The following is a 23,856-nucleotide window of genomic DNA, read 5'->3' on the forward strand; positions in this document are numbered from 1 at the left end:
TTGAGTTGTTATAGCGAGGGGTGAACCATGGATAAGTTTATGCAAGCGGCCATCGACGAAGCCCGCCAGGGCCTGGCCGAGGGCGGCATCCCGATCGGGTCGGTACTGGTGCATAACGGCCAGATTATCGGCCGCGGCCACAACCGCCGGGTACAACAAGGCAGCGCCATCCGCCATGGTGAAATGGACGCCCTGGAAAACGCCGGCCGGCAGAGCGCGCAGACCTACCGCGAGTCGGTGCTCTATACCACCCTCTCGCCCTGCGCGATGTGCAGCGGGGCGATCCTGTTGTACGGCATCCCCAAGGTGATCATCGGCGAGAACCAGACCTTTCTCGGCGAAGAAGCCCTGCTGCGCGAGCGCGGCGTGCAGCTCGATGTGCTGCACAACAGCGAATGCCTGCACCTGATGCAGAACTTTATCGCCGCCCAGCCGACGCTGTGGAACGAGGATATCGGCGAGTAATCCCAACCCGGCCCCCCCAGCCGAGCCCTGGCAGTTACAGCGGATCATGCACCCGGCGTGAGTCGCTCGGCGCCTGGTCGCGCTCATGCAGGCCATAGTCGCGCACCACCTCGGCCACCCGCAGCCGGTAGTCGGCGAACACGCCACCCCGCCCGGCGGCCTGGGCATGGCGATGCACCTCCAGGGTGCGCCAGCGCTTGACCGCCGCTTCGTCCCGCCAGAACGACAACGACAGCAGCTTGCCCGGCTGGGAGAGGCTGGCAAAACGCTCCACCGAGATAAAGCCATCCACCTGTTCGAGTTGCTCACGGATCGCCGCAGCCGTGTCCAGATACTCCGACTCCCGGCCAACCTGGGGCTGCACCTCGAAGATCACTGCGATCATGCTGCACCCCTCGAGAAGCCAGGCTGAGCGCCCAGGGTGCCCTCGACGCCTTCTACGAAGGAGCGCTCTTCACGCAGGATAAAGCGCATCTGTTGCGCCATGGCGAAGTTGGCGCGCCCCTCTGGATCATCTTTGAGCCGCGCCCGATAGGCCTCGTAAGCGGCCAGGCTGGCAAAGCCGATCAAGCCCCAGGCCACATAGTTGCTGCCCTCATGCGGCAGGAAGTAGCCAAACAGCTGGCCGCCGCAACGCGGAATAATGCGCCCCCAGTTCTCCGCATATTCCTTGAAGGCGGCGCGCTGAAACGGGTCGATTTCATAGCGGATTACACAGGTGATTTGCATGGGTTCACTCCTCTGGTTGGTGGCTCAGACCTTAGCCAATTGCCGCTGCCATATGGTTCGACTAGCATCGAACCATGATCGAAGGCCCCAACATCACCCGTATCGCCGCCCTGCTCGGTGACAACGCCCGCGCCGCGGTGCTGTCCGCACTGATGGCTGATCGCGCGCTGACCGCTACCGAGCTGGCCGATATCGCCGGCGTGACCAAACAGACCATCAGCTCGCACCTGGGAAAATTGCTCGACGCCGGCCTGCTCAGCGTCGACCAGCAGGGCCGGCATCGCTACTTCCGCCTGGCAGGCCGGGAAATCGCACAACTGCTTGAGTCGATGATGGGCCTCGCCTTGCACGCCGGACCGCCGCTGCCACGCACCGGACCACGTGACCTGGCCTTGCGCCGCGCGCGGGTCTGCTACGACCACCTGGCCGGTGAACTGGGTGTGCTCGCCTATGAGGGACTGCTGCGCCGCGAGCTGCTGCAACAGCTGGACGCCGGGCCAGCGCTCACCAACAGCGGGCGCCAGTGGTTTCGCCAGATTGGTATCGACCCCGACGCCCTGGCCCTGCAACGCCGCTCATTCTCCCGGGCCTGCCTGGATTGGAGCGAACGCCGCCACCATCTGGCAGGCGCGCTCGGCGCCGCGCTGTTTGTGCGCATTCAGGAACTTGGCTGGGCCAAGTGCGTGGCCGACTCGCGCGTGGTGGCATTCACTGCGGCCGGTGAGCGGTCATTCCGCGCCTGGTTCCAACCATCGCCTGACGAGCCGCTCAGCCACCCCGCCGATAGCGAAACCACAACGCTGGATGCGCTCGCTTAACAGCCGCCGCAGCAATCTTTCCTAGCCCTGAAGGCAGCTACGCACCTCGGCGTAGGGATAGTCTTCCAGCGCGGCAAAACCGCCAAGCTGACGCGCCTTGAGCTTGGTAAACAGCGGCACGCTGATGCCGCAGAGAAAACGCGTCAGGCACTCGGCGCTTGGCTCGCTGCCTTTGAGCTCCTGATGTTTGCGCATAAAACCGTCACAGAGCGCCTGCATATCCAGCTCCACCAACGGAGGCAACGCTGGCGGCTCGGGCAAACGGGCGACCTGCCCACGGCACACCGAACAATGCCCGCATTGTTGCGGCGCATTGGCGTCACCGAAATAGGCGGCCAAGCGTTGGCTCAGGCACTGCTCGCTGGCAAACAGCGCGAGCATGGCATGAATCCGACTGATTTCACTGGCTTCCTGCTGGCTGAAATAGCCATGCAGTTCGACGCTCAAGGCTGCCGGATCGAAACCCGGCTCAAGCAACGCATACACCTCGGTCATCTGCTTGCTTTCCAGCTCCACCCAGCCCTTTTCCTGGAAGTAATCCAGGGCCTTGATCACCCGGCCGCGCTCAGCCTGGTGTTGCTGGTAGAGCTGCTCGAAATCCACGGTGCACCAGGTGCGTGCGCGCTGCGAGGTGCTGATCAATGCCTCGACAAACTGCCGCCGCTCGCCCTCGAACTTCTCCAGCAGCGCTTCGGGATCAAGGAGAAATTTGAAGCGATATTCGGCGAAATAGGCATAACGCGGAGCGATGATGCCGTGTAGTTCCAACTGCACCAGTAGGGTTTTCAGCGGCAGCTGACGAATATTACTGTGCTCGGACAGCTGGTTGAGCATCAGCTCCCATTCGCCGTTATCACACTCACTCAGCAGCTTATCGAGCACACAACGAATGCCGTCCAACTCCGGCGTATCGCCGTAGACGAAGTTTTCCAACACGTTGAGGCTGTCGCGATTGGCCAGCACCAGACAATCCGACGGCTGGCCATCGCGGCCGGCGCGGCCGATTTCCTGGCTGTAATTCTCGATGGATTTCGGCAGGTCGAAGTGCAGCACATTACGGATATCGGCCTTGTCGATGCCCATACCGAAGGCAATGGTGGCGACGATGCAGGTGATAGTCCCGGCCATAAATTGTCGCTGAATCGCCTCGCGCGCATCAGAAGCCATGCCGGCGTGGTAGGCGCTGGCGGCAAGGCCGCGCTGGCTCAGGCGCGCGGCTACTTGTTCAGCGGTCTTCTGTTGAGTCACGTAAACGATGCTCGGCTGCCCGGCCTTGGCGCCCAGCCACTGCTCCAGGCGGTGCTGCTTGTCGGCGCCGCTGACGGGCTCGACCAGCAGGTTGAGGTTGGCGCGGTAGAAACCTGTGGTGACCACATCATCGGCAGCGATGGCGAACTTCTGCTGCATATCGGCAATCACCGGCGGCGTGGCCGTGGCAGTGAGCAGCAGCACCTGCGGGATGCCGAACTGGCGCTGATAGTCCGGCAGCTTGAGATAGTCCGGACGGAAGTTATGGCCCCATTCGGAGATGCAGTGGGCCTCGTCGATCACCAGCAGGGAAATCGGCACCTGGGCGATAAAGTTGCGGAAACGCTCGTTCTTCAGACGCTCGACCGAGATCATCAGAATCTTCAGCTCGCCGGATTTCGCCCGCGCCATCACCGCACTGGCCTCCTCACGGCTTTGCGCCGAATCGATACTGGCGGCGCTGATGCCACGGCCATGCAGAAACGCCAGCTGATCCTGCATCAGCGCCAGCAAGGGCGAGACCACCAGGGTCAGGTGCGGCAGATGCAACGCCGGCAGCTGATAACACAACGACTTGCCCGAACCGGTGGGAAAGATCGCCGCCGCCGAACGTCCGGCCAGTACGGCCGTGACCACACGCTCCTGACCGGGGCGCAATTGCTTGAAGCCGAACACACGTTCCAGGGTACTCATGGCTGTCACTCCATTGACCGCCGCAGCGGTAAACAATGATTAATTCCTACAGGCCGCGCCGCTATTGCCAATCCAACTAACACCATGGGCAACACAGGCGTACATTCAAACCATGCCAACAAAAAAGGAGATGAGTATGCAGGTATCTGGTTTTAGCGGCAGCTTGCCGGTTATCCACTAGATCGCTCACCACCCAGGCCAGATGGCCGCGCAGCAAAGACCCCGGCGGAACCGGAGTAGCTGATGCGAACCACAGGCCGATGCGCAGTCTGGCGGAAAACTCAGGTTCGCCGTGAGTTGTGCCAAACCATAGACCTAACGCCGTTATGCAATTCGAAAGCGCCAGTGCTCAACCGCGACATATCGATACCTACCTGGCACTCGCCAGTCATGCTGAAGTCGACAGTCGCAGACAAAGGCTCTGGAAATCGCCTGAGTTGCCAACCCCGTTAGCGCTGTGGCCCGAGACAGCCATACAGCAACAGCTAAGGCCGTGCAGAGCGGCCACCTGAGCAAGAATGCAACGCGTAACACTCGCAAACGTGCCTGATCTGCTGGCAGATACGCACCCAAAGCCGCCTCCGGGCGGCTTTTCCGTTTCTTATCGCACATGCAAAGCGCCTCCTACAGGCTATCTCTGCAATTTCCCATGCATAAAAAAACCGCCAATCAAGGCGGTTTTTTCAGTACGACGCTTACAACTTAGAGTTGCGGGCCGGCGTTGCGGATGGCGTCGGACACATCGAACTTCTTGAAGTTGTCGATGAACAGACCGGCCAGGCCTTTGGCGGCTTCGTCGTAGGCGTTTTTGTCTTCCCAGGTGTTACGTGGGTTGAGCAGGTTGGTTTCCACGCCCGGTACCGACTTCGGCACGCTCAGGTTGATGATTGGCAGCAGCTCGGTTTCGGTGCCAATCAGCGCGCCGCTCTGGATCGCTGCAATCACGCCACGGGTGGTCGGGATATTGAAGCGCTTGCCCACGCCGTAGCCACCGCCGGTCCAGCCGGTGTTGACCAGGTAGACCTTGGAGCCGAAGCCGCGGATACGCTTGATCAACAGCTCAGCGTACTCGCCAGCCGGACGCGGGAAGAACGGCGCGCCGAAGCAGGTGGAGAAGGTCGACTTGATGCCGCCGCCGCTGCCCATTTCGGTGGAACCGACCAGCGCGGTGTAACCGGAGAGGAAGTGGTAAGCCGCTTGCTCTTCGTTGAGGATCGACACCGGCGGCAGTACGCCAGTCAGGTCGCAGGTGAGGAAGATCACCGCGTTCGGCTCGCCGCCGAGGTTCTTCTCGCTGCGCTTCTCAACCAGCTCCAGCGGGTAAGCCGCGCGGCTGTTCTGGGTCAGGCTGTCGTCGGCGTAGTTCGGTACGCGGTTTTCATCGAGAACGACGTTTTCCAGCACGGCGCCGAACTGGATGGCTTTCCAGATCACCGGCTCGTTCTTCTCGGACAGGTCGATGCACTTGGCATAGCAACCGCCTTCGATGTTGAACACCACGCCCACGCCCCAACCGTGCTCGTCGTCGCCGATCAGATAGCGGCTTTCGTCGGCGGACAGGGTGGTCTTGCCGGTGCCGGACAGACCGAAGAACAGGGTCACGTCGCCTTCTTCACCGATGTTGGCGGCGCAGTGCATCGGCAGCACGTCGGCCTCAGGCAGCAGGAAGTTCTGCACGCTGAACATGGCTTTCTTCATTTCACCGGCGTAACGCATGCCGGCGATCAGGACCTTCTTGGCGGCGAAGTTGAGGATCACGCAGCCGTCGGAGTTGGTGCCGTCACGCTCCGGTACGCACTCGAAGTTGGCGACGTTGAGCACTTGCCACTCGTCTTTGCCGGCCGGGTTGTACTGCTCCGGGTTGATAAACAGGCAACGGCCGAACAGGTTCTGCCAAGCGGTGGCAGTGGTCATCTTGACCGGCAGGTAGTGCGCGTCGGCAGAACCTACATGAACGTAGGACACGAAGCTGTCCTGCGCGTCGGAGAACGCCTGTACGCGATCCCACAGGGCATCGAACTTGTCAGCCGGGAACGGACGGTTGATTGCGCCCCAGGCGATTTTCGCCTCGGTGCTCGGCTCTTGCACGATGAAGCGATCAGCCGGCGAACGACCAGTGCGATGGCCTGTGCGTACGACCAGCGAGCCGTTGGCGGCCAGCTCGCCTTCACCGCGACGAAGGGCTTCTTCGACCAGTTGGGCAGCGCTGATGTCGGTGTACACGGCGTTGTTGGCTTGCGTCATGTGGGTCCCCGTCGGCCACGTGGCCGAGTCTTCCGAACGTTTTGTAGTAGAAAGTGGAGCACTACTACAGCGAAAAAGTGCGCGGATTATGCCAGAAAAATTTAGCTGCGGGTGCAGCCTCTGATCAGTTCTCCGCGCCTCGATTTAGAGCCGCGCGCCCTAGTGGCGCGTGTCTGACGGCGCATCGGTGCTGCCATCGATAAACAGTTGCAGCACATCCGCCGCATCGAACAGGTAGCGTTCGTTACAGAACTGGCAATCGATTTCCACACTGCCGCCATGCTCCTGCACCAGTGCCTCAGCGTCAGCCTGGCCGAGGCTGATCAGCGCACGGCTGGAGCGCTCACGCGAGCAGCTGCAGCGGAACTGCAAGGCGCGCGGGTCAAACAGACGCAGTGCTTCCTGGTGATACAGACGGTGCAGCAGGGTTTCGTTATCCAGACCGAGCAGTTCCTCGGCCTTCAAGGTGTCGGCCAGGGCCATGGCATGCTGCCAGCTGGCTTCACGCTCATCGGCTTCCTTCAGACGGTCGGCCGGCAGCTGCTGCAGCAGCAGGCCGCGCGCGCGCTGGCCATCAGCGCTAAGCCAGAAGCGGGTGGGCAACTGTTCGGAGGTGGCGAAATAATTGGTCAGGCAATCGGCCAGGGTTTCCCCTTCTAGATCGACGATACCCTGATAACGCTGCCCGGATTTCGGGTCGACGGTCATGGCCAGCACGCCATCGGGCATCAACTCGCGCAGGTTGGCATCAGCAGTGATCTGTTCGGCATGGTAACGGGCGATACCGCGTAGCTCACCTTCGCTGGAGCATTCGACCATCAGCAAGGGTACGGCACCGGAAGAACGCGCCTGGAGGATCAGCAGGCCTTCGAATTTCAGCGTGCCGATCAGCAGCGAGGCAGCGGCCAGCAGTTCACCCAGCAGTTGGGCGACCGGTTGCGGGTAGGTGTGTTTGGCCAGCACATGGCTGTAGCTGTCGGTCAGACCGACCAGTTCGCCACGGATATCGCTGTCGTCGAACAAGAAGCGTTGGGAAAAATCAGACATGCCAACTTCACTGAATGTGATTCGGCCCGCGATTTTAGGCGCAAACGCCCGTCCGACCAAGCGCCTCTTATCTATCAGCGTTGCGGGCGGAAGCTATCGATACCAACCCGAGTCACAGTTGCCGACAAAAGGCAGCGCGAATCTTTGCAATCAGAAGACAGAATACCTAGCATGCCCGCCGCCTTAATCCCTTACAGATGACAAGGATGCCACTGCATGAACCCTTCCTTTATCAACGACCAGTGGCGTATCCGTCCGCTGGTTGCCTGCCATATTGTCGCCCTGCTGCTGCTCGCCAGCTGGCTCTGGGCGCCCAGTCGCGCGCTGTGGGATCAATTTGATCTGCAGCTGTTTGCCCTGCTCAACGAACCCGTGCACAGCGCCGGCCTGTGGGCGCAAACCTGGGCGATCGGCAGCATGCGTCCGGTCGACATGGGGGTTGGCGTGCTGATGCTGGCCGTGATGCTCAAGGCCGATCTAGTGTTCAGCGGCGCCCAGGTGCGCAAGGCGCTGTATGCCTTTCTCGCGGCGCTGATCGTGATGCTGCTGTTTCGCGTCGGTTTCGCCGAGCTGGTCAAACTGATGGGTTGGCAGCGCCCGAGCGCCTCCCTGGTGGTGGAAGGTGCAGCGCGCCTGACTGAACTGTTCCCAACCTGGGAAGAGCGCTGGGATATGAAAGACAGCGCCACACGTAGCTTCCCCGGCGATCACGCATCGGTGCTGCTGATCTGGGCGTTTTTTCTGAGCTTTTTCGCGCGCAACTGGCGCCTGCTGCTGGTCTGGAGCATGGCCATTATCTTTATGCTGCCGCGCCTGGTAGCGGGCGCACACTGGGCCTCGGACGCTTTGGTAGGCGGCGTATTCCTCGCCCTGTTGGGCTTGGCCTGGGCCTGTTTCACCCCGTTTGCCTACAAAACCAGCGAATGGCTGGAGAATGTTACCCAGCCGCTACTCAAGAACCTGGCCAAGCTGCCATTGCTGGGCCGACTAAGCGTTATCAGCGGCCGCTAGCGTACGCAGCTGGAGGTGCTGCGCCGCTGAGCAAGGCGGTGGCGATGCACAGCCTAGAACTCGTCGTCAGCCCAGGGATGGCGCAAGCCGCCATCCTGCCGCTCATTAAAGTCGTGAATCTGCCGGCGCTGCTTCTTGCTTGGCCGGCCATCGGTCTGCATGCCCAGGGCCCCGGCCTTGCGCTGCACTGCCGCCTGTTCGCGGCACGCGATGCTTTCTGCCGTTTCGGCATACAGCGTCTGCGCCTCTGGCGCGCTTCGACGCACCACGGAAAGCGCCTGCACCACCACGCTGCGCTCCTCGAAACCCGTGCGAATCACATAGATATCGCCAATTTTCGGTTCCTTGCCAGGTTTGCAACGCTCACCACGGTGGTGCACCTTGCCGCCTTCAATCGCCGCCTTAGCCAGGGCGCGGGTTTTATAAAAGCGCGCGGCCCATAGCCATTTATCCAGGCGCACCTTGTCGTCGTCTTTATCGCTCATCTGATCCCCGTTGATACCTGCTGTGCAGGCGGACATTTTGCCTGATGCAGTTGTCATAAGGGCCAACTAGAATGCCCGCAAATAGCCCGGAACTGCCCTTTGAAGACGTTTGACCAACTTGGCGTAATCGGCCTGCGTGAATGGATCAACCTGCCGGAGCTGGGCATGGTCGGCCTGCGCGCCAAAATTGATACCGGGGCCAGCACCTCCAGCCTGCACGCCAGCGAAATCCAGCCGTTCGACCGCGATGGCGAACCCTGGGTACGTTTTACTGCGCACCTGGGCACTCTGGTGCAACGCCGCCACCGCTGCGAAGCACCGCTGGTGTCGGTAAAGACCATCAAAAGCTCCAACGGCCATACCCAGTCGCGCTACGTGATTCGCACCACCCTGACCCTGGGCGAGCGCGAATGGCCGGTGGAGTTCACCCTGACCTGCCGCAAGACCATGCGCTACCGCGTGCTGCTTGGTTCCAAGGCGCTGATTGCCGGGCAGTTGCTGGTCAACCCCGCACTGACCTACGTACAAAACAAACCCACCCTTGCTGACCCTTCTGGTGACCAATGAAGATCGCCGTGCTGTCGCGCAACCCGCGCCTGTATTCCACCCGCCGCCTGGTCGAAGCCGGGCAACTGCGGGGCCACGAGATGGTGGTGATCGACACCCTGCGTGCCTATATGAACATTGCCAGCCACAAGCCGCAGATTCACTACCGCGGCAAACCGCTGGAAGGCTTCGATGCGGTCATCCCGCGGATTGGCGCGTCGGTGACGTTTTACGGCTGCGCGGTGCTGCGCCAGTTCGAGATGATGGGCGTATTCCCGCTTAACGAGTCGGTGGCCATTGCTCGCTCGCGGGACAAGCTGCGCTCGCTGCAATTGCTCTCACGTCGCGGCATCGGCCTGCCGGTGACCGGTTTCGCCCACTCCCCGGATGACATCGCCGACCTGATCGACATGGTCAATGGCGCGCCGCTGGTGATCAAGGTGCTGGAAGGCACCCAGGGCATCGGCGTGGTGCTGTGTGAAACGGCGACCGCCGCCGAGTCGGTGATCGAGGCCTTTATGGGCCTCAAGCAGGACATCATGGTGCAGGAATACATCAAGGAAGCCGGCGGTGCGGATATCCGCTGCTTTGTGGTCGGCGACAAGGTGATTGCGGCGATGAAACGTCAGGCCAAGCCCGGCGAATTCCGCTCCAACCTGCACCGTGGCGGCAGCGCCAGCCTGATCAAGATCACCCCGGAAGAACGCATGACCGCCATCCGCGCAGCCAAGGTGATGGGACTGAGCGTGGCCGGGGTGGATATCCTGCGCTCCAACCATGGCCCGCTGGTGATGGAGGTCAACTCATCGCCGGGCCTGGAAGGCATTGAAACCACCACTGGTAAAGATGTTGCCAGCCTGGTGATTCAGCATCTGGAGAAAAACAGCGGCCCGCATCTGACGCGTACCAAGGGCAAGGGCTGAGCCTCACACAAGTGGCGGAGGGTCCTGATGCTGCTGCATCCAGGCCTGAAGATCCGCTTCCTTTAGCGGCCGACTAAAGTGATAGCCCTGCCCCAGCGAACAACCATGCTGGCGCAGGCAGTCGAGTTGCCACTGGCTTTCGATGCCTTCGGCCACGCACTCCAGCCCCAGGTTGCGGGCGATCACCAGGATGGTCTGCACCAGCATCAGGCCACTGCCGTCTTCACCGTCCATGTCCCAGGTAAAGCTGCGGTCGATCTTCAACCGATCCAGCGGCAGACGCTTGAGGTAGGTCAGCGAGGAATAGCCGGTACCGAAGTCGTCGATGGCGAAACGCACCCCCAATGCCTTGAGCGCCTGCATATTGCTGATGCACTGCTCGACTTCCTCCAGCAGTACGCCTTCGGTGATTTCCAGCTCCAGCGCCGTGGCAGGTACCTGATGGCGTTGCAGGCACTCACTGATGCGCGCCACACAACTGCGCTGGCGCAGCTCGCGCGGGCTGAGATTGACCGCCAGCACCAGCTGCGGCCACTGCGGTAACCAGCGCGCCAGAGCAGCGCAGGCCTGCTCCAGTACCCAGGCACCGAGCTCCTCGATCAAGCCGGTTTCTTCAGCCAGCGGGATAAAGTCGCCGGGCATCACTTCACCGCGCTCCGGATGCACCCAGCGCAGCAGCACTTCCGCGCCGGCAATGCGTTCGGTGGCCAGCGCCAGTTGCGGCTGAAACACCAGGTACAGCTGGTTGCGCTGCACCGCCTGACGCAACTCGCTCTGCATCTGCAAGCGCTGATCGATGGCCGCCTGCATCTCCGGGGCGAAGAAGTGCAAGGCATTGCGTCCGCCCTGCTTGGCCCGGTACATGGCGGTATCCGCCTGTTTCAGCACATCAGCAGCCACCTGGCTGCCGAACGGATGCAAGGCAATACCGATACTGGCGCTGATCGACAGCTCATGGCCGTCGATCCAGCAGGTGCCAACCAGACTTTTCAGCAGTTTTTCCGCCGTAACGGCGGCCGCTTCTGCCGCCAGCTGCGGGTTGCTGTCAAGCCCCTCGAGCAGCACCACGAACTCGTCGCCCCCCATCCGCGCCAGGGTGTCTTCAGCGCGCAGGTCGCTGGCCAGTCGCGCGGTGACCTCACGCAAAAGACCATCACCGACCAGATGACCGAGGCTGTCGTTGACCGTCTTGAAGTGATCGAGGTCGATAAACAGCAGCGCGCCCAGAGTGTTTTCGCGCTGTTCGCGGTCCATCGCGTGCTGCAGACGGTCGAGCAGCAAGCGCCGATTGGGCAGACCAGTGAGTTCGTCGCTGAACGCCAGGCGCTCGATCTCACGCTGATAACGCTGACGCTCGGAAATATCGGTGATGCTGCAACGAATCAACACCGGCTCGCCGGGCATGCGCACCAGACGCACCTCGCAGGGGATCTGCCGGCCCTTGCTATCGCGGTGCAACCAGTCAAATACCGGCGCTTCACCGGCCAGCGCCCGCTGCAGATAGACCTGGCCAAGTTCGCTAGTCAGCTGGCCGTCCGCCTGCTTGCTGGGACTCAGGTCAAACACACGCTTGCTGGCGATTTCCTCGCGGCTGTAACGCAGCAAACGTAGGGCGTTGTCATTGCACTCGACCAGCGTGCCATGCAGGTCGAACAGCATGATCGCCTCGGGCGCATTCTCGACGATGGTGCGGTAGCGCGCCTCCGCCTGCAGGCGCTCGCTGATGTCTTCGACCAGCAGCAGAAACATGCGCACCCGGCCGGTACTGTGGCGCACCGCGCGCAGGCTGACGCGGGTATGCACCAGGCTGTCGTCGGCGCGGCGAAAGCGCTTTTCCAGCTCAAAGCCTTCACGCAGGCCGCTGAGCACTTGATCGAGCAGCGGCAGTTCATTGTGCAGGTCGTCGTCCAGCGACAGCTCTTCCCAGCTCGACGCCAGCAACTGTTCGCGCGAACGCCCGAGAATGCTGCACAGCTTGTGGTTGACCTCCTCCCAGGCAAAGTTCGGGTTGGTCAGGGCCATGCCGATCAGCGGCGCCTCGAAGAATAGGCGCAGACGCTCATCCCGCTCGCGCAGTTGTTGTTCGGCGAACTTGCGCGCGCTGACATCCTGCAGCGCACCATAAACCCTTACCAATACGGCCCCATCGCGCTCGGTCATACCACGAATACGCACCCAACGCGCCTTGCCTTTGGCGGTCAGCAGGCGCACTTCGATATCGAATTGCTCCAGACCATCAATCAGTTGCTGCAGCACTTGCTCAGCCAGTGCCCGGCCCGCTGCATCTAGATAGTTCAATGCAGCATTGAGGTCAGGCGTACCGTTTTTCGGGTCCAGTTCGTAGATGCGAAAGCAACCGGCGCTCCAGTCCATATCCTGCTCTGGCATGTTCAGCACCCAGCCGCCGAGATTGGCGATGTGCTCGGTCTGGCTGAACAGATAACTCTGCTTGAGCAGCTCGTCGCTCTGCGAACGCACCTGGGTGGCCAGTTGCTCGCGGGCGGTGACATCGCTCTGCAGGGCGACAAAATGGCTGATGCCCTGGTCGTCACGCATCGGTGCCAGAGTAAATTCGTTCCAGAACTGCTGGCCGTCCTTGCGGTAGTTACGCAGCACCACATCACAGCCCATGCCCTCGCGAACCGCCTGCTGCAAGCGGCTCAAGCCCTGTTGCTGCTGGTCATCACGCAGGAGGAAGTTCCAGTTGTTGCCCAGGGTCTCCTCGCGGCTGTAGCCGGTAATCTGCTCGAACGCCGGGTTGCAGTAGATCAGCGGCAACGCCGGCTGGCGCGCATCGGCAATGATGACCCCCAGCGGACTGGCCTCCAGCGCCAGGTTGGCCAGGGCCAGTTGCTGCTGCATCTGCGCACTGCGCGCCAGGGCCTGGCGCAGATCACTCAGGCTGCGCCCCACCAGCAGGGTGGCGAGCATGAATAGCAGCACGCTGAAGTGCAGTTCCATGCGCTGTGGATCAAGCCAACCGGCACTGTTCACCAGACCACTCAGCAGCGGCAGGATCAGCACCATCAACACACTGAGCACCGCACCACACAGGCCGCCGGCAAAGCCCCAGACCAGCGCCAGACCCAGCATCATCACGCCAATCAGCGGCAGATTAAGGGTCAGCGGCAACACACCTAACAACCCCGGCATGCCGATCAACAGCAGCATCAGCAGTGGCCAGGGCGGCAGCTGGCGCAACACCTCGGGCACCTGCTCGCAACCGCTGAGCAGCGGCGCAGCCAGCCAGCCACGCCGGCGCAACCAGGGCGTCAGGTAAACCAACAAGGGGATGGCAATGGCCAGGGCAGTGAGGCTATCGGCCAGCCACAACGTCATGCTGCCCGAGGGCAGATCCTCCAGCGGCGCGTGGCCGAGCAGCCATAGATTGCCCTGCACTCCCAGCGCCATGGGAACAGTCGGCAGCAGTACGCCAAGCAGCATAAAGCGCAGCAAATGGCTGAGGTCGGGCAGGGCCGGATCAAACGGCCGCTGCCGCAGCAACAACCAGGCCAGCGCTATACCGAGGGTTTCCGGCAGGGCATAGAGCGGCGCCCACTGCCATTCCAGGCCCCAGAGCGGGATCGACAGCATGGCATTGAGGTACACCGCCAACAGCACCCGCGGGCCCCACCACAGGGCAAACACCAGCGCCAGGGCAAACGGCGGATACCACAGCGCCGCCCCGTCGGTGAACTGCGTCGCCAAGGAAAGCCAGGTAGCCAGATGGAACAGTGGCAGCGGCAGCAACCAGGTCCATGGTGAGAGGCGGTGGGGAACGGCAGGCATGCTGACCTCATGTCATCGCGCTGATAAAGCATAGTTCAGCGCAGTGATGACAGTATGCCAGTGCCCTCTAGACCGCGTCGCGCGGCAACAGCAGCCCCAACGGCAGGCAAACCCGTGCTTCCAGGCCGCCGCCGCTGCGGTTGCGCAATTCAACGCTGCCACCGTGCAAGGCGGCGATGCGCTTGACGATGGCCAAGCCCAAGCCGGCACCCTGCCCGCCACGGGCGCGGTCGCCACGGATAAAGGGGTTGAAGATGCTGCCCAGTTCGGCCGGATCAATGCCCGCACCGCGATCCAGCACGCTCAGCACCACATAAGGCGCGCCGTGATCGCCGGACAGGGAAACCGCCACCTCAACCGCATTGCCGCCGTAGCGCAGGGCGTTTTCGATCAGATTGACCAGCAACCGTTTGAGCGATACCCGACGCAGCGGGAAAGGCGGTACCGCTTCCAGGCACAGGCGGACCATTTCCTGCTTCTGGTTGTAGGGCGCGACCACTTCACGGATCAGTTCGAGCAGATCAAGCTGCTCCAATGGCTCATCACGACCATCACGGATAAACGCGAGGAACTGATCAAGGATCGCGTCCATGTCCTCGATATCGCGCACCATATCTTCGGTCAGCTCCGAATCGGTGTGCAGAAACTCCAGGGACAGGCGCAGGCGGGTCAACGGCGTACGCAGGTCATGCGACACCCCGGCGAGCATCAGCTCACGTTCGCGGGCGGCCTGCTCGACGTCTTCGGCCATCTGATTGAAGGCGCGGTAGACCTCGGCCATCTCGCTCGGCGTATCACCCACTGGCAGGCGCACGCTGCGCCCCTTGCCGATCTGCCGGGCGGCAAATACCAGGCGCTTGAGCGGTGCGCTGAGCTGGCGTACGAAAATCCACGCCGCCGCCGTCGACAACAGGCCGATCGCCAGGAACCAGCCCAGCACACTCCAGATCCGCTGGCCCCGCAACGGATGCGGGTACAACGGCACCCGCAGCCAGTCATCGCCCAGCGCCGGCGCATGCACCCAGAGCGCTGGCGGGCTCTTGGCCCGCACCCGCACTTCGGTATCCGGGCCCAGCTCAGTCTGCATCTGCCGGGCAAAAATCTCGCTATACGGCCAATGCTGCTCGGTGGCCGGCACCTGCTCATGCGGCACGCGCTTGAGCCCGGCCGCTTCGGCGATGGTGGCACGATCTTCCGGGTCCGCCGCCCAATAGGCACGCAGGGTCAGCGCGGCGCCGTGGCTGTATTGGCGGTCGACCAGCACGTCTTCGTTCATCATCAGATAAACCAGGGTCAGCGCCTTGGAGAACAGCACCACGATCAGCACCAGCCACAGCGTGCGGGCGAAAAAGCTTTGCGGGAACCAGAGAGGGGTTTTCATGGTGACTCGATGTGGTCGTAGGGTGGATCGCGCCTCATCGATCCACCGAGCAGAAACAGAGGTGGATGAATAAAGCGTCATCCACCCTACGGCAGTTACTTATTGCCATCCGGCACAAACACATAACCCACGCCCCAGACCGTCTGGATATAGCGCGGTTTGGACGGATCGGGTTCGATCAAGCGGCGCAGACGGGAAATCTGCACGTCGATGGAGCGCTCCAGCGCGTCCCACTCGCGGCCACGGGCCAGATTCATCAGCTTGTCGCGGGTCAGCGGCTCGCGGGCGTGCTGCACCAGCGCCTTGAGCACAGCGAACTCACCGGTGGTGAGCATATGTACCTCGTCAGCCTTCTTCAGTTCGCGGGTGGCCAGGGACAGTTCGTAGTCGCCGAAACTCACGCTCTCGTCTTCGCTGCCCGGCGCGCCTGGCACTACCGGCGCCTGGCGACGCAGCACGGCCTTGATCCGTGCCAGCAGCTCGCGCGGGTTGAACGGCTTGGCCAGGTAATCGTCGGCACCCAGTTCCAGGCCCTGGATACGGCTGGCCTCATCGCCTTTGGCGGTGAGCATGATGATCGGCACCTGATTGTTCGCCTCACGCAGACGGCGGCAGGCAGACAAACCATCCTCGCCCGGCAGCATCAGGTCGAGAACCACCAGATTGAACAGTTCGCGGGCCAGCAGGCGGTCCATCTGCTCGACGTTTTCCACCGCACGCACGCGGTAGCCCTGCTCGTCGAAGAAGCGCTCAAGCAGGCGACGCAGGCGCGCGTCGTCGTCAACGATGAGGATTTTTTCGCCTTCAGCTGGAAGTGCAGTGCTGCTCATTCAGGGCTCCTTGTCCGGGCATCTGCCGGGCGCGGGCGCGCTGGCAGTGTGCAATGGCCGGCATTATGGCTCAGGAGCCGTAGCCGGCGTGTGGTCCATTGTTAGCAGATTTTTCCCCGACTGGTTCCCGGCGCGCTGCCGGTCAGTGTTTATAATGCGCGGCTTTCGTGTCTGGCCCGTGCTCTGCGTGGCCGGTTTTTCGTTTCCGTGTGGGTAGCTTTTTCTATGCTCAGCATCAACAACCGCATCGCCGAAGAACTGGGCGTACGCCCGCAACAGGTCGCCGCCGCCGTGGCGCTGCTCGACGAAGGCTCTACCGTGCCGTTTATCGCGCGCTACCGCAAAGAGGTCACCGGCAGCCTGGATGACACCCAGCTGCGCACCCTGGAAGAGCGCCTGCGCTACCTGCGCGAACTCGACGAGCGCCGCGCCAGCATCCTCGCCAGCATCGAGGAACAGGGCAAGCTGACCCCGGAACTGAGCCGCGACATCAACCTGGCCGACACCAAGACCCGCCTGGAAGACCTCTACCTGCCGTTCAAGCAGAAGCGCCGCACCAAGGGCCAGATCGCCCTGGAAGCCGGCCTCGGCGAACTGGCCGACGCACTGTTTAACAACCCCGAGCTTAATCCCGAGAGCGAAGCCGAGCGTTTTATCGACGCCGAAAAGGGCTTTGCCGACGTCAAGGCCGTGCTCGAAGGCGCCAAGTACATTCTTATGGAACGCTTCGCCGAAGACGCCAACCTGCTGGCCAGCCTGCGCAGCTACCTCAAGGACAACGCCATCCTCAGTGCCCGCGTGGTCGCTGGCAAAGAAAACGAAGGTGCCAAGTTCCGCGACTACTTCGAGCACGACGAGAAGCTCAAGGGCGCACCCTCGCACCGCGCTTTGGCGATTTTCCGCGGGCGCAATGAAGGCATTCTCAGCGCCAGCCTGAAAGTCGGCGAGGAAATCCCAGGGGCCATGCACCCCTGCGAAGGCATGATCGGCGAGCGCTTCGGCATCAGCGCCCGTGGCCGCGCCGCCGATAAGTGGCTGGGCGAAGTAGTGCGCTGGACCTGGAAGGTCAAGCTTTACACCCACCTGGAAACCGACCTGTTCGGCGAACTGCGCGAAGCCGCCGAAGACGAGGCGATCAACGTGTTCGCCCGTAACCTGCACGACCTGCTGCTGGCCGCACCGGCCGGCCCACGCGCCACCCTGGCACTCGACCCGGGCCTGCGCACCGGCTGCAAAGTGGCTGTAGTCGATGCCACCGGCAAGGTGCTGGAAACCGCCACCGTCTACCCGCATGCCCCGCGCAACGACTGGGACGGCACCCTGGCGATCCTTGCCAAGCTGTGCGCCAAACACAGTGTCGACCTGATCTCCATCGGCAACGGCACCGCCAGCCGCGAGACCGACAAGCTAGCCGCCGACCTGATCAAAGCCGTACCCGGCCTGAAGCTGACCAAGGTCATGGTGTCCGAGGCCGGCGCCTCGGTGTACTCGGCGTCCGAGCTGGCCGCCAAGGAATTCCCGGACATGGACGTGTCGCTGCGCGGCGCGGTGTCCATCGCCCGTCGCCTGCAGGATCCGCTGGCCGAGCTGGTGAAGATCGACCCGAAATCCATCGGCGTCGGCCAGTACCAGCACGACGTCTCCCAGCTCAAGCTGGCACGCTCGCTGGATGCGGTGGTCGAGGACTGCGTAAACGCCGTCGGCGTCGATGTGAACACCGCTTCCGCCGCCCTACTCGCGCGCATCTCCGGGCTGAATGCGACCCTGGCGCAGAATATCGTCGCCTTCCGCGACGCCAACGGCGCGTTCAACAGCCGCGCCGACCTGCTCAAAGTGCCGCGCCTGGGCGACAAGACTTTCGAACAGGCCGCCGGCTTCCTGCGCGTGATGAACAGCAGCAACCCGCTTGATGCTTCCGCCGTGCACCCGGAAACCTACCCGCTGGTACAGCGCATCGCTGCCGACACCGGCCGCGATATCCGCTCGCTGATCGGTGACTCGAGCTTCCTCAAGCGCCTCGATCCGAAGCAGTTCACCGATGACAAGTTCGGCCTGGTGACCATCGGCGATATCTTGAGTGAGCTGGAAAAGCCCGGCCGCGACCCGCGCCCGGAGTTCAAGACTGCCGAATTCCAGGAAGGCGTGGAAACCCTCAACGACCTCAAGCTGGGGATGATGCTCGAAGGCGTGGTGACCAACGTGACCAACTTCGGCGCCTTCGTCGATATCGGCGTGCACCAGGACGGTCTGGTGCATATCTCGGCGCTGTCGGAGAAGTTCATCAAGGACCCGCACGAAGCGGTCAAGGCCGGCGACGTGGTCAAGGTCAAGGTCATGGAAGTCGACATCCCGCGTAACCGCATTGCCCTGTCGATGCGCATGGGCGACACCCCCGGCGAGAAGATCGAAGGGACGCGTGGCGGGCAATCCCGCGGCGGTGCACGTGGCGGCAAGCCGGCCGGCAATGCGCCGCGCAGCGAGCGCCACTCCAGCCAGGACAAGCCCGCACCGGCCAACGGCGGCATGGCGGCACTGTTTGCCAATGCCAAGCAACTGAAGAAATAAGCCAACGCCCACGGACATAGGCGCAATGTCCGTGGGCCATCCCCTGCCGCGTCGCCCTGACGCAAAACCACAGCGCCCAGCTATAACCTTCTTCACCCGCGCCGGGTTATAAAGCGCTATCGGCCGCCGCAAGCGGTTTTCTCGCCCCCTTGTAGAGCATGCGTGTCGTCCCCATATTGAGGCGACCGATGCGTGAAGGAATGCAATCTTGAGCGACCTGTTAAACCGCCGCCTGGCCCAGCTTGGCGAGCGCGCCAACCTCTCCCTGCTTTCCCAATGCCTGCACGGTATCGAGCGCGAATGCCTGCGCGTCGATGGCGACGGCCAACTGGCCCTCACGCCGCACCCGGCCGCCCTCGGCTCGGCGCTGACTCACGCGCAGATCACCACCGACTATTCCGAATCGCTGCTGGAATTTATCACTCCAGCCGAGGCTGATCCGGCGGCGACCCTGGCCGATCTCGAACAGATCCACCGCTTCGCCTACAGCAAACTGAACGGCGAATACCTGTGGAGCCCGTCGATGCCCTGCGCCCTGCCGGACGAGGAGACGATTCCGATCGCCCGTTATGGCAGCTCGCATATCGGCGAACTCAAGTACGTCTACCGCAAAGGCCTGGCCCTGCGTTACGGCAAGACCATGCAGTGCATTGCCGGCATCCACTACAACTTCTCCCTGCCGGATGCCCTGTGGCAGCTGCAACAACAGGCCGAAGGCGATACGCGCAGCGCACGCGATTACCAGTCGGCGCGCTATATCGCGCTGATCCGCAACTTCCGCCGCTACAGCTGGCTGCTGATGTACCTGTTCGGTGCCTCACCGGCGCTGCACAAGGGCTTTATGCGCGGCCGCCCGCATCAGTTGCAGGAACTGGACGCAGAAACCCTCTACCTGCCCTACGCCACTAGCCTGCGCATGAGCGATCTGGGTTATCAGAGCACCGCTCAGGCCGGCCTTACGCCTTGTTACAACGATCTGGCCAGCTACACCGACAGCCTGCGCCAGGCGGTCGGTACGCCCTACCCGCCCTACGTGGAGATCGGCGCGAAGAAGAACGACGAGTGGCTGCAACTCAATACCAACATCCTGCAGATCGAGAACGAGTACTACTCGAATATCCGCCCGAAACGTGTGACCTACAGCGGCGAGCGGCCGATTCAGGCACTGATGGCCCGTGGCGTGCAGTACGTTGAAGTGCGCTGCCTGGATATCAACCCGTTCCTGCCTCTGGGTATCGATCTGATCGAGTCGCGCTTCCTCGACGCCTTCCTGCTGTTCTGCGCGCTGGCCGACAGTCCGCTGCTGGAAAGCGGCGAATGCCATGCCTGCACCGACAACTTCCTGGCCGTGGTCAAGGAAGGTCGCCGGCCGGGCCTGCAGCTGCAGCGCAATGGCCAGCCGGTGGTGCTGCAGGCCTGGGCTGACGAGTTGCTGGAGCAGATTCGCCCGCTGGCCGAGCTGCTCGACCAGAACCACGGCAACAACGCCCATAGCCTGGCCTTGCAGGCGCAACAGGCCAAGGTTGGCGATCCCAGCCTGACTCCGTCCGCCCAGGTGTTGGCGCAACTGCAACAGGGCCTGAGCTTTACCGAGTTCGCCCTGCATCAGAGCAAGCTGCACGCCGAGTACTTCCGCAGCCAGCCCTTGAGCGCCGAACAGCAAGCGGCCTTCGAGGCCAGCGCTGCGCAATCGCTGCAGGACCAAGCGGAACTGGAAGCCCAGGAAGAAGGCGATTTCGACAGTTTTGCCGCAGCCTATCAGGCCAGCATCCTGGCCCACGCGGTCTAACCCCCGAAAAATGCCGGCTCGCATGCAGCCGGCATTTCGCCAACTGCATCACATAAACCGCCAGCGGTGGCAAAAGCGGGATCAGCGGCGCAGCCCTGTCCGGGTGATACGGCTAGCATTGCATGGGTAAATCCACTGCGAGCTGCCGCCATGGCCTGCGCCGACCTCAACACGGAAGATGACCAGCACTGGAGCCTGGAAAGCCTCAACAAGGCTTACCAACAGGGCTACATGGCAGGGCTGACCGGACAGACCAACGCCCCGCGCAGACTCGCTGCCGATGTGCTGATCGCCGCCTGGGAAGCCGGCTGGGACGACGGCCACGAGCAATTCGAGCTGCACAAACGCTACAGCGCCTGACCCCTCGCCTTACCCAACCCCCCTCTGAAACTCTTCCTCGCCCGCAGCACGTCAGCCTGCGTGACGGCGTATTACCTTGCCTTTGATCGGCGCTTGCTTTTCCGCAGCGACTTAATCCGATTTTTATTCGATATAAGTCGATTAAATACCACTCGACATCTTATTTTTTGCTTTTAATGTCGATTTTTATCGGATATAAATAGGCCATCCACTGCCATGACTCGTCCGCGAGGCATGGCACAGTCGCCGGCCTCTGCTAGTGTCAGATGACCGCCCCAACTGCTCTTGAGGTGCTAAAACCATGCCCCGTATCGTTACCGTCGCCGCCACCCAGATGACCTGTTCCTGGGACACCGCCGCGAATCTCGCCAACGCTGAGCGGCTGGTGCGTCAGGCCGCCGGCAAGGGCGCACAGATCATCCTGCTGCAAGAGCTGTTCGAGGCGCCGTACTTCTGCCAGAAGCCCAACCCGGACTACCTGCAACTGGCCACCCCGGCCGAGAGCAACCCGGCGATCCTGCACTTCCAGAAAATCGCCAAGGAATTGCAAGTGGTCCTGCCGATCAGCTTCTACGAGCTGGCCGGCCGCGCGCGCTTCAACAGCATTGCGATCATCGACGCCGACGGCAGCAACCTCGGGATTTATCGGAAAAGTCATATCCCGGACGGCCCGGGCTACCACGAGAAGTACTACTTCAACCCCGGCGACACCGGCTTCAAGGTATGGAATACGCGCTACGCCAAGATCGGCGTGGGCATCTGCTGGGACCAGTGGTTCCCCGAGTGCGCGCGCAGCATGGCACTGCTGGGTGCCGAGATTCTGTTCTACCCGACCGCCATCGGCAGCGAGCCGCATGACCCGAGCATCAGCTCACGCGACCACTGGCAACGCGTACAGCAGGGCCATGCCGGCGCTAACCTGATGCCGCTGATCGCCAGCAACCGCATCGGCCGTGAAGATCAGGGCGATTACCACATCAACTTCTATGGCTCGTCGTTTATTGCCGACCAGTTCGGCGCCAAGGTGCAGGAAGCCAACGAAACCGACGAAGCGGTACTGATGCACAGCTTCGATCTGGATCAGCTGGAGCATATCCGCAGCGCCTGGGGCAGCTTCCGTGACCGTCGGCCCAACCTCTATAGCCCGCTAAAAACCCTCGACGGCCATCTGGCCTCCGAGTAAAAACGCCCCTGTAAGGTGGGTTGCGACGCACTGCGTTAATACCCATCCGTCCCGCTCAATGTTTTGGTGACCCTATGACAACCCTGACGACTACCCCACGCGCCGACGGCTTCCGCATGCCTGCCGAGTGGGAAAGCCACAGCCAGACCTGGATGGTCTGGCCCGAGCGCCCGGATAACTGGCGCCTGGGCGGCAAGCCTGCGCAAGCCGCGTTCACTGCAGTAGCCAGGGCGATTGCCGAGTTCGAACCGGTGACCGTGTGCGTGTCCGCCGGCCAGTATGAAAACGCCAGTGAGCGCCTGGCCCACGCCAATATCCGCATGGTGGAGATCACCACCGACGACGCCTGGGTGCGCGACACCGGGCCGACCTTCGTCACTAATAACAGCGGCGAAGTACGCGGCGTGGACTGGGCGTTCAACGCCTGGGGCGGCCTGAATGGCGGGCTGTATGCCAACTGGGTGCGTGATGATCAGGTGGCGCGCAAGATTCTGCAGCTCGAAGGTTGCGCGCGTTATCGCACCGATGAGCTGATCCTCGAAGGCGGCTCGATCCATGTCGACGGTGAAGGCACCCTGATCACTACCGAGGAATGCCTGCTCAACCCCAACCGCAACCCGCACCTGAACCGCGAGCAGATCGAGCAGTACCTGGCTGATCACCTGGCCATCGACAGCGTGATCTGGCTGCCGGACGGCCTGTTCAACGACGAGACCGACGGCCACGTCGACAACTTCTGCTGCTACGTGCGCCCCGGTGAAGTGCTGCTGGCCTGGACCGACGATGCCGCGGACCCTAACTACCCGCGCTGTCAGGCGGCCATGCGCGTGCTGGAAAACGCTCGGGATGCCAAGGGCCGGCAACTGATCGTGCACAAGATGCCGATACCCGGCCCGCTGTATGCCAGCGATGAAGAGTGTGCGGGGGTGGATCTGGTGGCCGGAACCCAGGAGCGCGATCCATCGATCCGCCTGGCTGGCTCCTACGTCAACTTCCTGATCGTCAACGGCGGCATCATTGCGCCCAAGTTCGACGATCCCAAGGATGCCGAGGCTGAAGCCATCCTGCGTCGCCTGTTCCCCGCACACCGCGTGGTAATGGTGCCGGGCCGGGAAATTCTGTTGGGCGGCGGCAATATTCACTGCATCACCCAGCAGCAACCTGCAGCGCAGAAACGCTAAGGACTAAGCCCTGCCAGCTGAGGGCTGGGCGTTAGGCAAAACCTGTTTACGATCGCGCGAGCTAGCGCCGAATGGCCGACATGCTGCAGATGGTAAACAGGTTCCTAGTCCTGCATGGCCTGGGTAAATTGCCCAATGGCATCCACCACGCGCTGCGCCTCATCGCGGATTTCCAGCATCACCTCACCCGCCTTGTTGGCCAATAACACACCCTGTTCCGTTTTCTGCTTGCTGCCATCCATGCCACTGACCGCCTTCAGCGCCAGGTCATGGTTGAGACGCACCACGTCGTTGATCTCGACCGTCGCCTGACTGGTGCGGGCCGCCAGGTTGCGCACCTCGTCAGCCACCACGGCAAAACCGCGTCCCTGCTCGCCTGCACGGGCAGCTTCGATGGCCGCATTGAGGGCCAGCAGATTGGTCTGCTCGGCGATGCCACGAATAACCTGAACAATGCTGCTGATACGCTCGGACTGAGTGCTCAAAGCGCCAATATTCTCGGAAACATGCGTCAACTCAGCGGCAATGCCGCGCACCACCTGCATGGTTTCTTCGACCGTTTCGGCGCC

At 62.3% G+C, this 23,856-nt stretch carries 20 protein-coding genes; 10 read left to right on the forward strand and 10 right to left on the reverse strand.

The window, feature by feature from the left end:
* Positions 1–27: 27 nt before the first annotated feature.
* Entirely contained in the window at positions 28–465 is a 438-nt protein-coding gene (locus ACIN8IBEIGE_RS05015) for a nucleoside deaminase (RefSeq protein WP_160013687.1), read from the forward strand.
* 34 nt (positions 466–499) lie between these two features.
* Here ACIN8IBEIGE_RS05015 and ACIN8IBEIGE_RS05020 read toward each other — a convergent pair whose 3' ends face one another.
* On the reverse strand, positions 500–850 hold the full coding sequence (locus ACIN8IBEIGE_RS05020; RefSeq protein WP_160013688.1) for an antibiotic biosynthesis monooxygenase: 351 nt from the start codon (positions 848–850) through the stop codon (positions 500–502).
* Positions 847–1,194, reverse strand: coding sequence for an NIPSNAP family protein (locus ACIN8IBEIGE_RS05025; RefSeq protein WP_160013689.1), 348 nt, complete (start codon positions 1,192–1,194; stop codon positions 847–849). The genes ACIN8IBEIGE_RS05020 and ACIN8IBEIGE_RS05025 overlap by 4 nt, the downstream gene beginning before the upstream one ends.
* A 74-nt stretch (positions 1,195–1,268) precedes the next feature.
* On the opposite strand from ACIN8IBEIGE_RS05025, the gene ACIN8IBEIGE_RS05030 reads away from it, so the two are divergent.
* A complete protein-coding gene (locus tag ACIN8IBEIGE_RS05030; protein WP_160013690.1) occupies positions 1,269–2,012 on the forward strand; it encodes a helix-turn-helix transcriptional regulator in 744 nt (247 codons plus the stop codon).
* A gap of 21 nt (positions 2,013–2,033) precedes the next feature.
* On the opposite strand, the gene ACIN8IBEIGE_RS05035 is transcribed toward ACIN8IBEIGE_RS05030, so the two are convergent.
* The 3 genes from ACIN8IBEIGE_RS05035 to hslO form a co-directional block, all read right to left on the reverse strand.
* Positions 2,034–3,953 carry an ATP-dependent DNA helicase RecQ gene (locus ACIN8IBEIGE_RS05035; protein WP_160013691.1) on the reverse strand — a complete coding sequence of 640 codons (1,920 nt, stop codon included), beginning with the start codon at positions 3,951–3,953 and terminating at the stop codon, positions 2,034–2,036.
* Positions 3,954–4,655: 702 nt separating this feature from the next.
* Positions 4,656–6,197 (reverse strand): phosphoenolpyruvate carboxykinase, encoded by a 1,542-nt coding sequence (locus tag ACIN8IBEIGE_RS05040; protein ID WP_160013692.1) that lies wholly within the window; start codon positions 6,195–6,197, stop codon positions 4,656–4,658.
* A 159-nt stretch (positions 6,198–6,356) separates the two neighbouring features.
* Positions 6,357–7,244 carry an Hsp33 family molecular chaperone HslO gene (hslO, locus tag ACIN8IBEIGE_RS05045; protein ID WP_160013693.1) on the reverse strand — a complete coding sequence of 296 codons (888 nt, stop codon included), beginning with the start codon at positions 7,242–7,244 and terminating at the stop codon, positions 6,357–6,359.
* A 216-nt stretch (positions 7,245–7,460) separates the two neighbouring features.
* On the opposite strand from hslO, the gene ACIN8IBEIGE_RS05050 reads away from it, so the two are divergent.
* Complete coding sequence (locus ACIN8IBEIGE_RS05050) at positions 7,461–8,255, forward strand: phosphatase PAP2 family protein (protein WP_160013694.1); 795 nt, start codon at positions 7,461–7,463, stop codon at positions 8,253–8,255.
* A 53-nt stretch (positions 8,256–8,308) separates the two neighbouring features.
* On the opposite strand, the gene ACIN8IBEIGE_RS05055 is transcribed toward ACIN8IBEIGE_RS05050, so the two are convergent.
* Positions 8,309–8,740 carry an RNA-binding S4 domain-containing protein gene (locus ACIN8IBEIGE_RS05055; protein WP_160013695.1) on the reverse strand — a complete coding sequence of 144 codons (432 nt, stop codon included), beginning with the start codon at positions 8,738–8,740 and terminating at the stop codon, positions 8,309–8,311.
* Between the two features lie 132 nt (positions 8,741–8,872).
* Between ACIN8IBEIGE_RS05055 and ACIN8IBEIGE_RS05060 the strand changes: the two genes are divergently transcribed.
* On the forward strand, positions 8,873–9,307 hold the full coding sequence (locus ACIN8IBEIGE_RS05060) for an ATP-dependent zinc protease (protein WP_256665262.1): 435 nt from the start codon (positions 8,873–8,875) through the stop codon (positions 9,305–9,307).
* A complete protein-coding gene (rimK, locus tag ACIN8IBEIGE_RS05065) occupies positions 9,304–10,209 on the forward strand; it encodes a 30S ribosomal protein S6--L-glutamate ligase (protein ID WP_090380038.1) in 906 nt (301 codons plus the stop codon). The genes ACIN8IBEIGE_RS05060 and rimK overlap by 4 nt, the downstream gene beginning before the upstream one ends.
* A gap of 3 nt (positions 10,210–10,212) precedes the next feature.
* Here rimK and ACIN8IBEIGE_RS05070 read toward each other — a convergent pair whose 3' ends face one another.
* From ACIN8IBEIGE_RS05070 to ompR, 3 genes are all read right to left on the reverse strand, one after another.
* Complete coding sequence (locus ACIN8IBEIGE_RS05070) at positions 10,213–13,998, reverse strand: EAL domain-containing protein (RefSeq protein ID WP_160013697.1); 3,786 nt, start codon at positions 13,996–13,998, stop codon at positions 10,213–10,215.
* Positions 13,999–14,065: 67 nt separating this feature from the next.
* A complete protein-coding gene (locus ACIN8IBEIGE_RS05075; RefSeq protein WP_160013698.1) occupies positions 14,066–15,379 on the reverse strand; it encodes an ATP-binding protein in 1,314 nt (437 codons plus the stop codon).
* Between the two features lie 95 nt (positions 15,380–15,474).
* Positions 15,475–16,209 (reverse strand): two-component system response regulator OmpR, encoded by a 735-nt coding sequence (ompR, locus tag ACIN8IBEIGE_RS05080; protein WP_160013699.1) that lies wholly within the window; start codon positions 16,207–16,209, stop codon positions 15,475–15,477.
* Between the two features lie 225 nt (positions 16,210–16,434).
* Here ompR and ACIN8IBEIGE_RS05085 point away from each other — a divergent pair, with 225 nt between their 5' ends.
* The 5 genes from ACIN8IBEIGE_RS05085 to aguA all read left to right on the forward strand — a co-directional run bounded on the left by ACIN8IBEIGE_RS05085 (position 16,435) and on the right by aguA (position 23,287).
* Complete coding sequence (locus tag ACIN8IBEIGE_RS05085; RefSeq protein ID WP_160013700.1) at positions 16,435–18,774, forward strand: Tex family protein; 2,340 nt, start codon at positions 16,435–16,437, stop codon at positions 18,772–18,774.
* Positions 18,775–18,982: 208 nt separating this feature from the next.
* A complete protein-coding gene (gshA, locus tag ACIN8IBEIGE_RS05090) occupies positions 18,983–20,563 on the forward strand; it encodes a glutamate--cysteine ligase (RefSeq protein ID WP_160013701.1) in 1,581 nt (526 codons plus the stop codon).
* A gap of 150 nt (positions 20,564–20,713) precedes the next feature.
* A complete protein-coding gene (gene rmf / locus ACIN8IBEIGE_RS05095) occupies positions 20,714–20,923 on the forward strand; it encodes a ribosome modulation factor (protein ID WP_090380019.1) in 210 nt (69 codons plus the stop codon).
* A 301-nt stretch (positions 20,924–21,224) separates the two neighbouring features.
* On the forward strand, positions 21,225–22,106 hold the full coding sequence (gene aguB / locus ACIN8IBEIGE_RS05100; protein WP_160013702.1) for an N-carbamoylputrescine amidase: 882 nt from the start codon (positions 21,225–21,227) through the stop codon (positions 22,104–22,106).
* A gap of 74 nt (positions 22,107–22,180) precedes the next feature.
* Positions 22,181–23,287, forward strand: a complete 1,107-nt coding sequence (gene aguA / locus ACIN8IBEIGE_RS05105) for an agmatine deiminase (RefSeq protein ID WP_160013703.1) — start codon at positions 22,181–22,183, stop codon at positions 23,285–23,287.
* 104 nt (positions 23,288–23,391) lie between these two features.
* On the opposite strand, the gene ACIN8IBEIGE_RS21110 is transcribed toward aguA, so the two are convergent.
* Positions 23,392–23,832: a methyl-accepting chemotaxis protein gene (locus tag ACIN8IBEIGE_RS21110; protein ID WP_372240003.1), complete on the reverse strand. Its 441-nt coding sequence runs from the start codon at positions 23,830–23,832 to the stop codon at positions 23,392–23,394.
* Between the last annotated feature and the right edge of the window lie 24 nt (positions 23,833–23,856).

This window comes from Pseudomonas sp. 8BK (assembly GCF_902506475.1).
GTDB lineage: Bacteria > Pseudomonadota > Gammaproteobacteria > Pseudomonadales > Pseudomonadaceae > Aquipseudomonas > Aquipseudomonas anguilliseptica.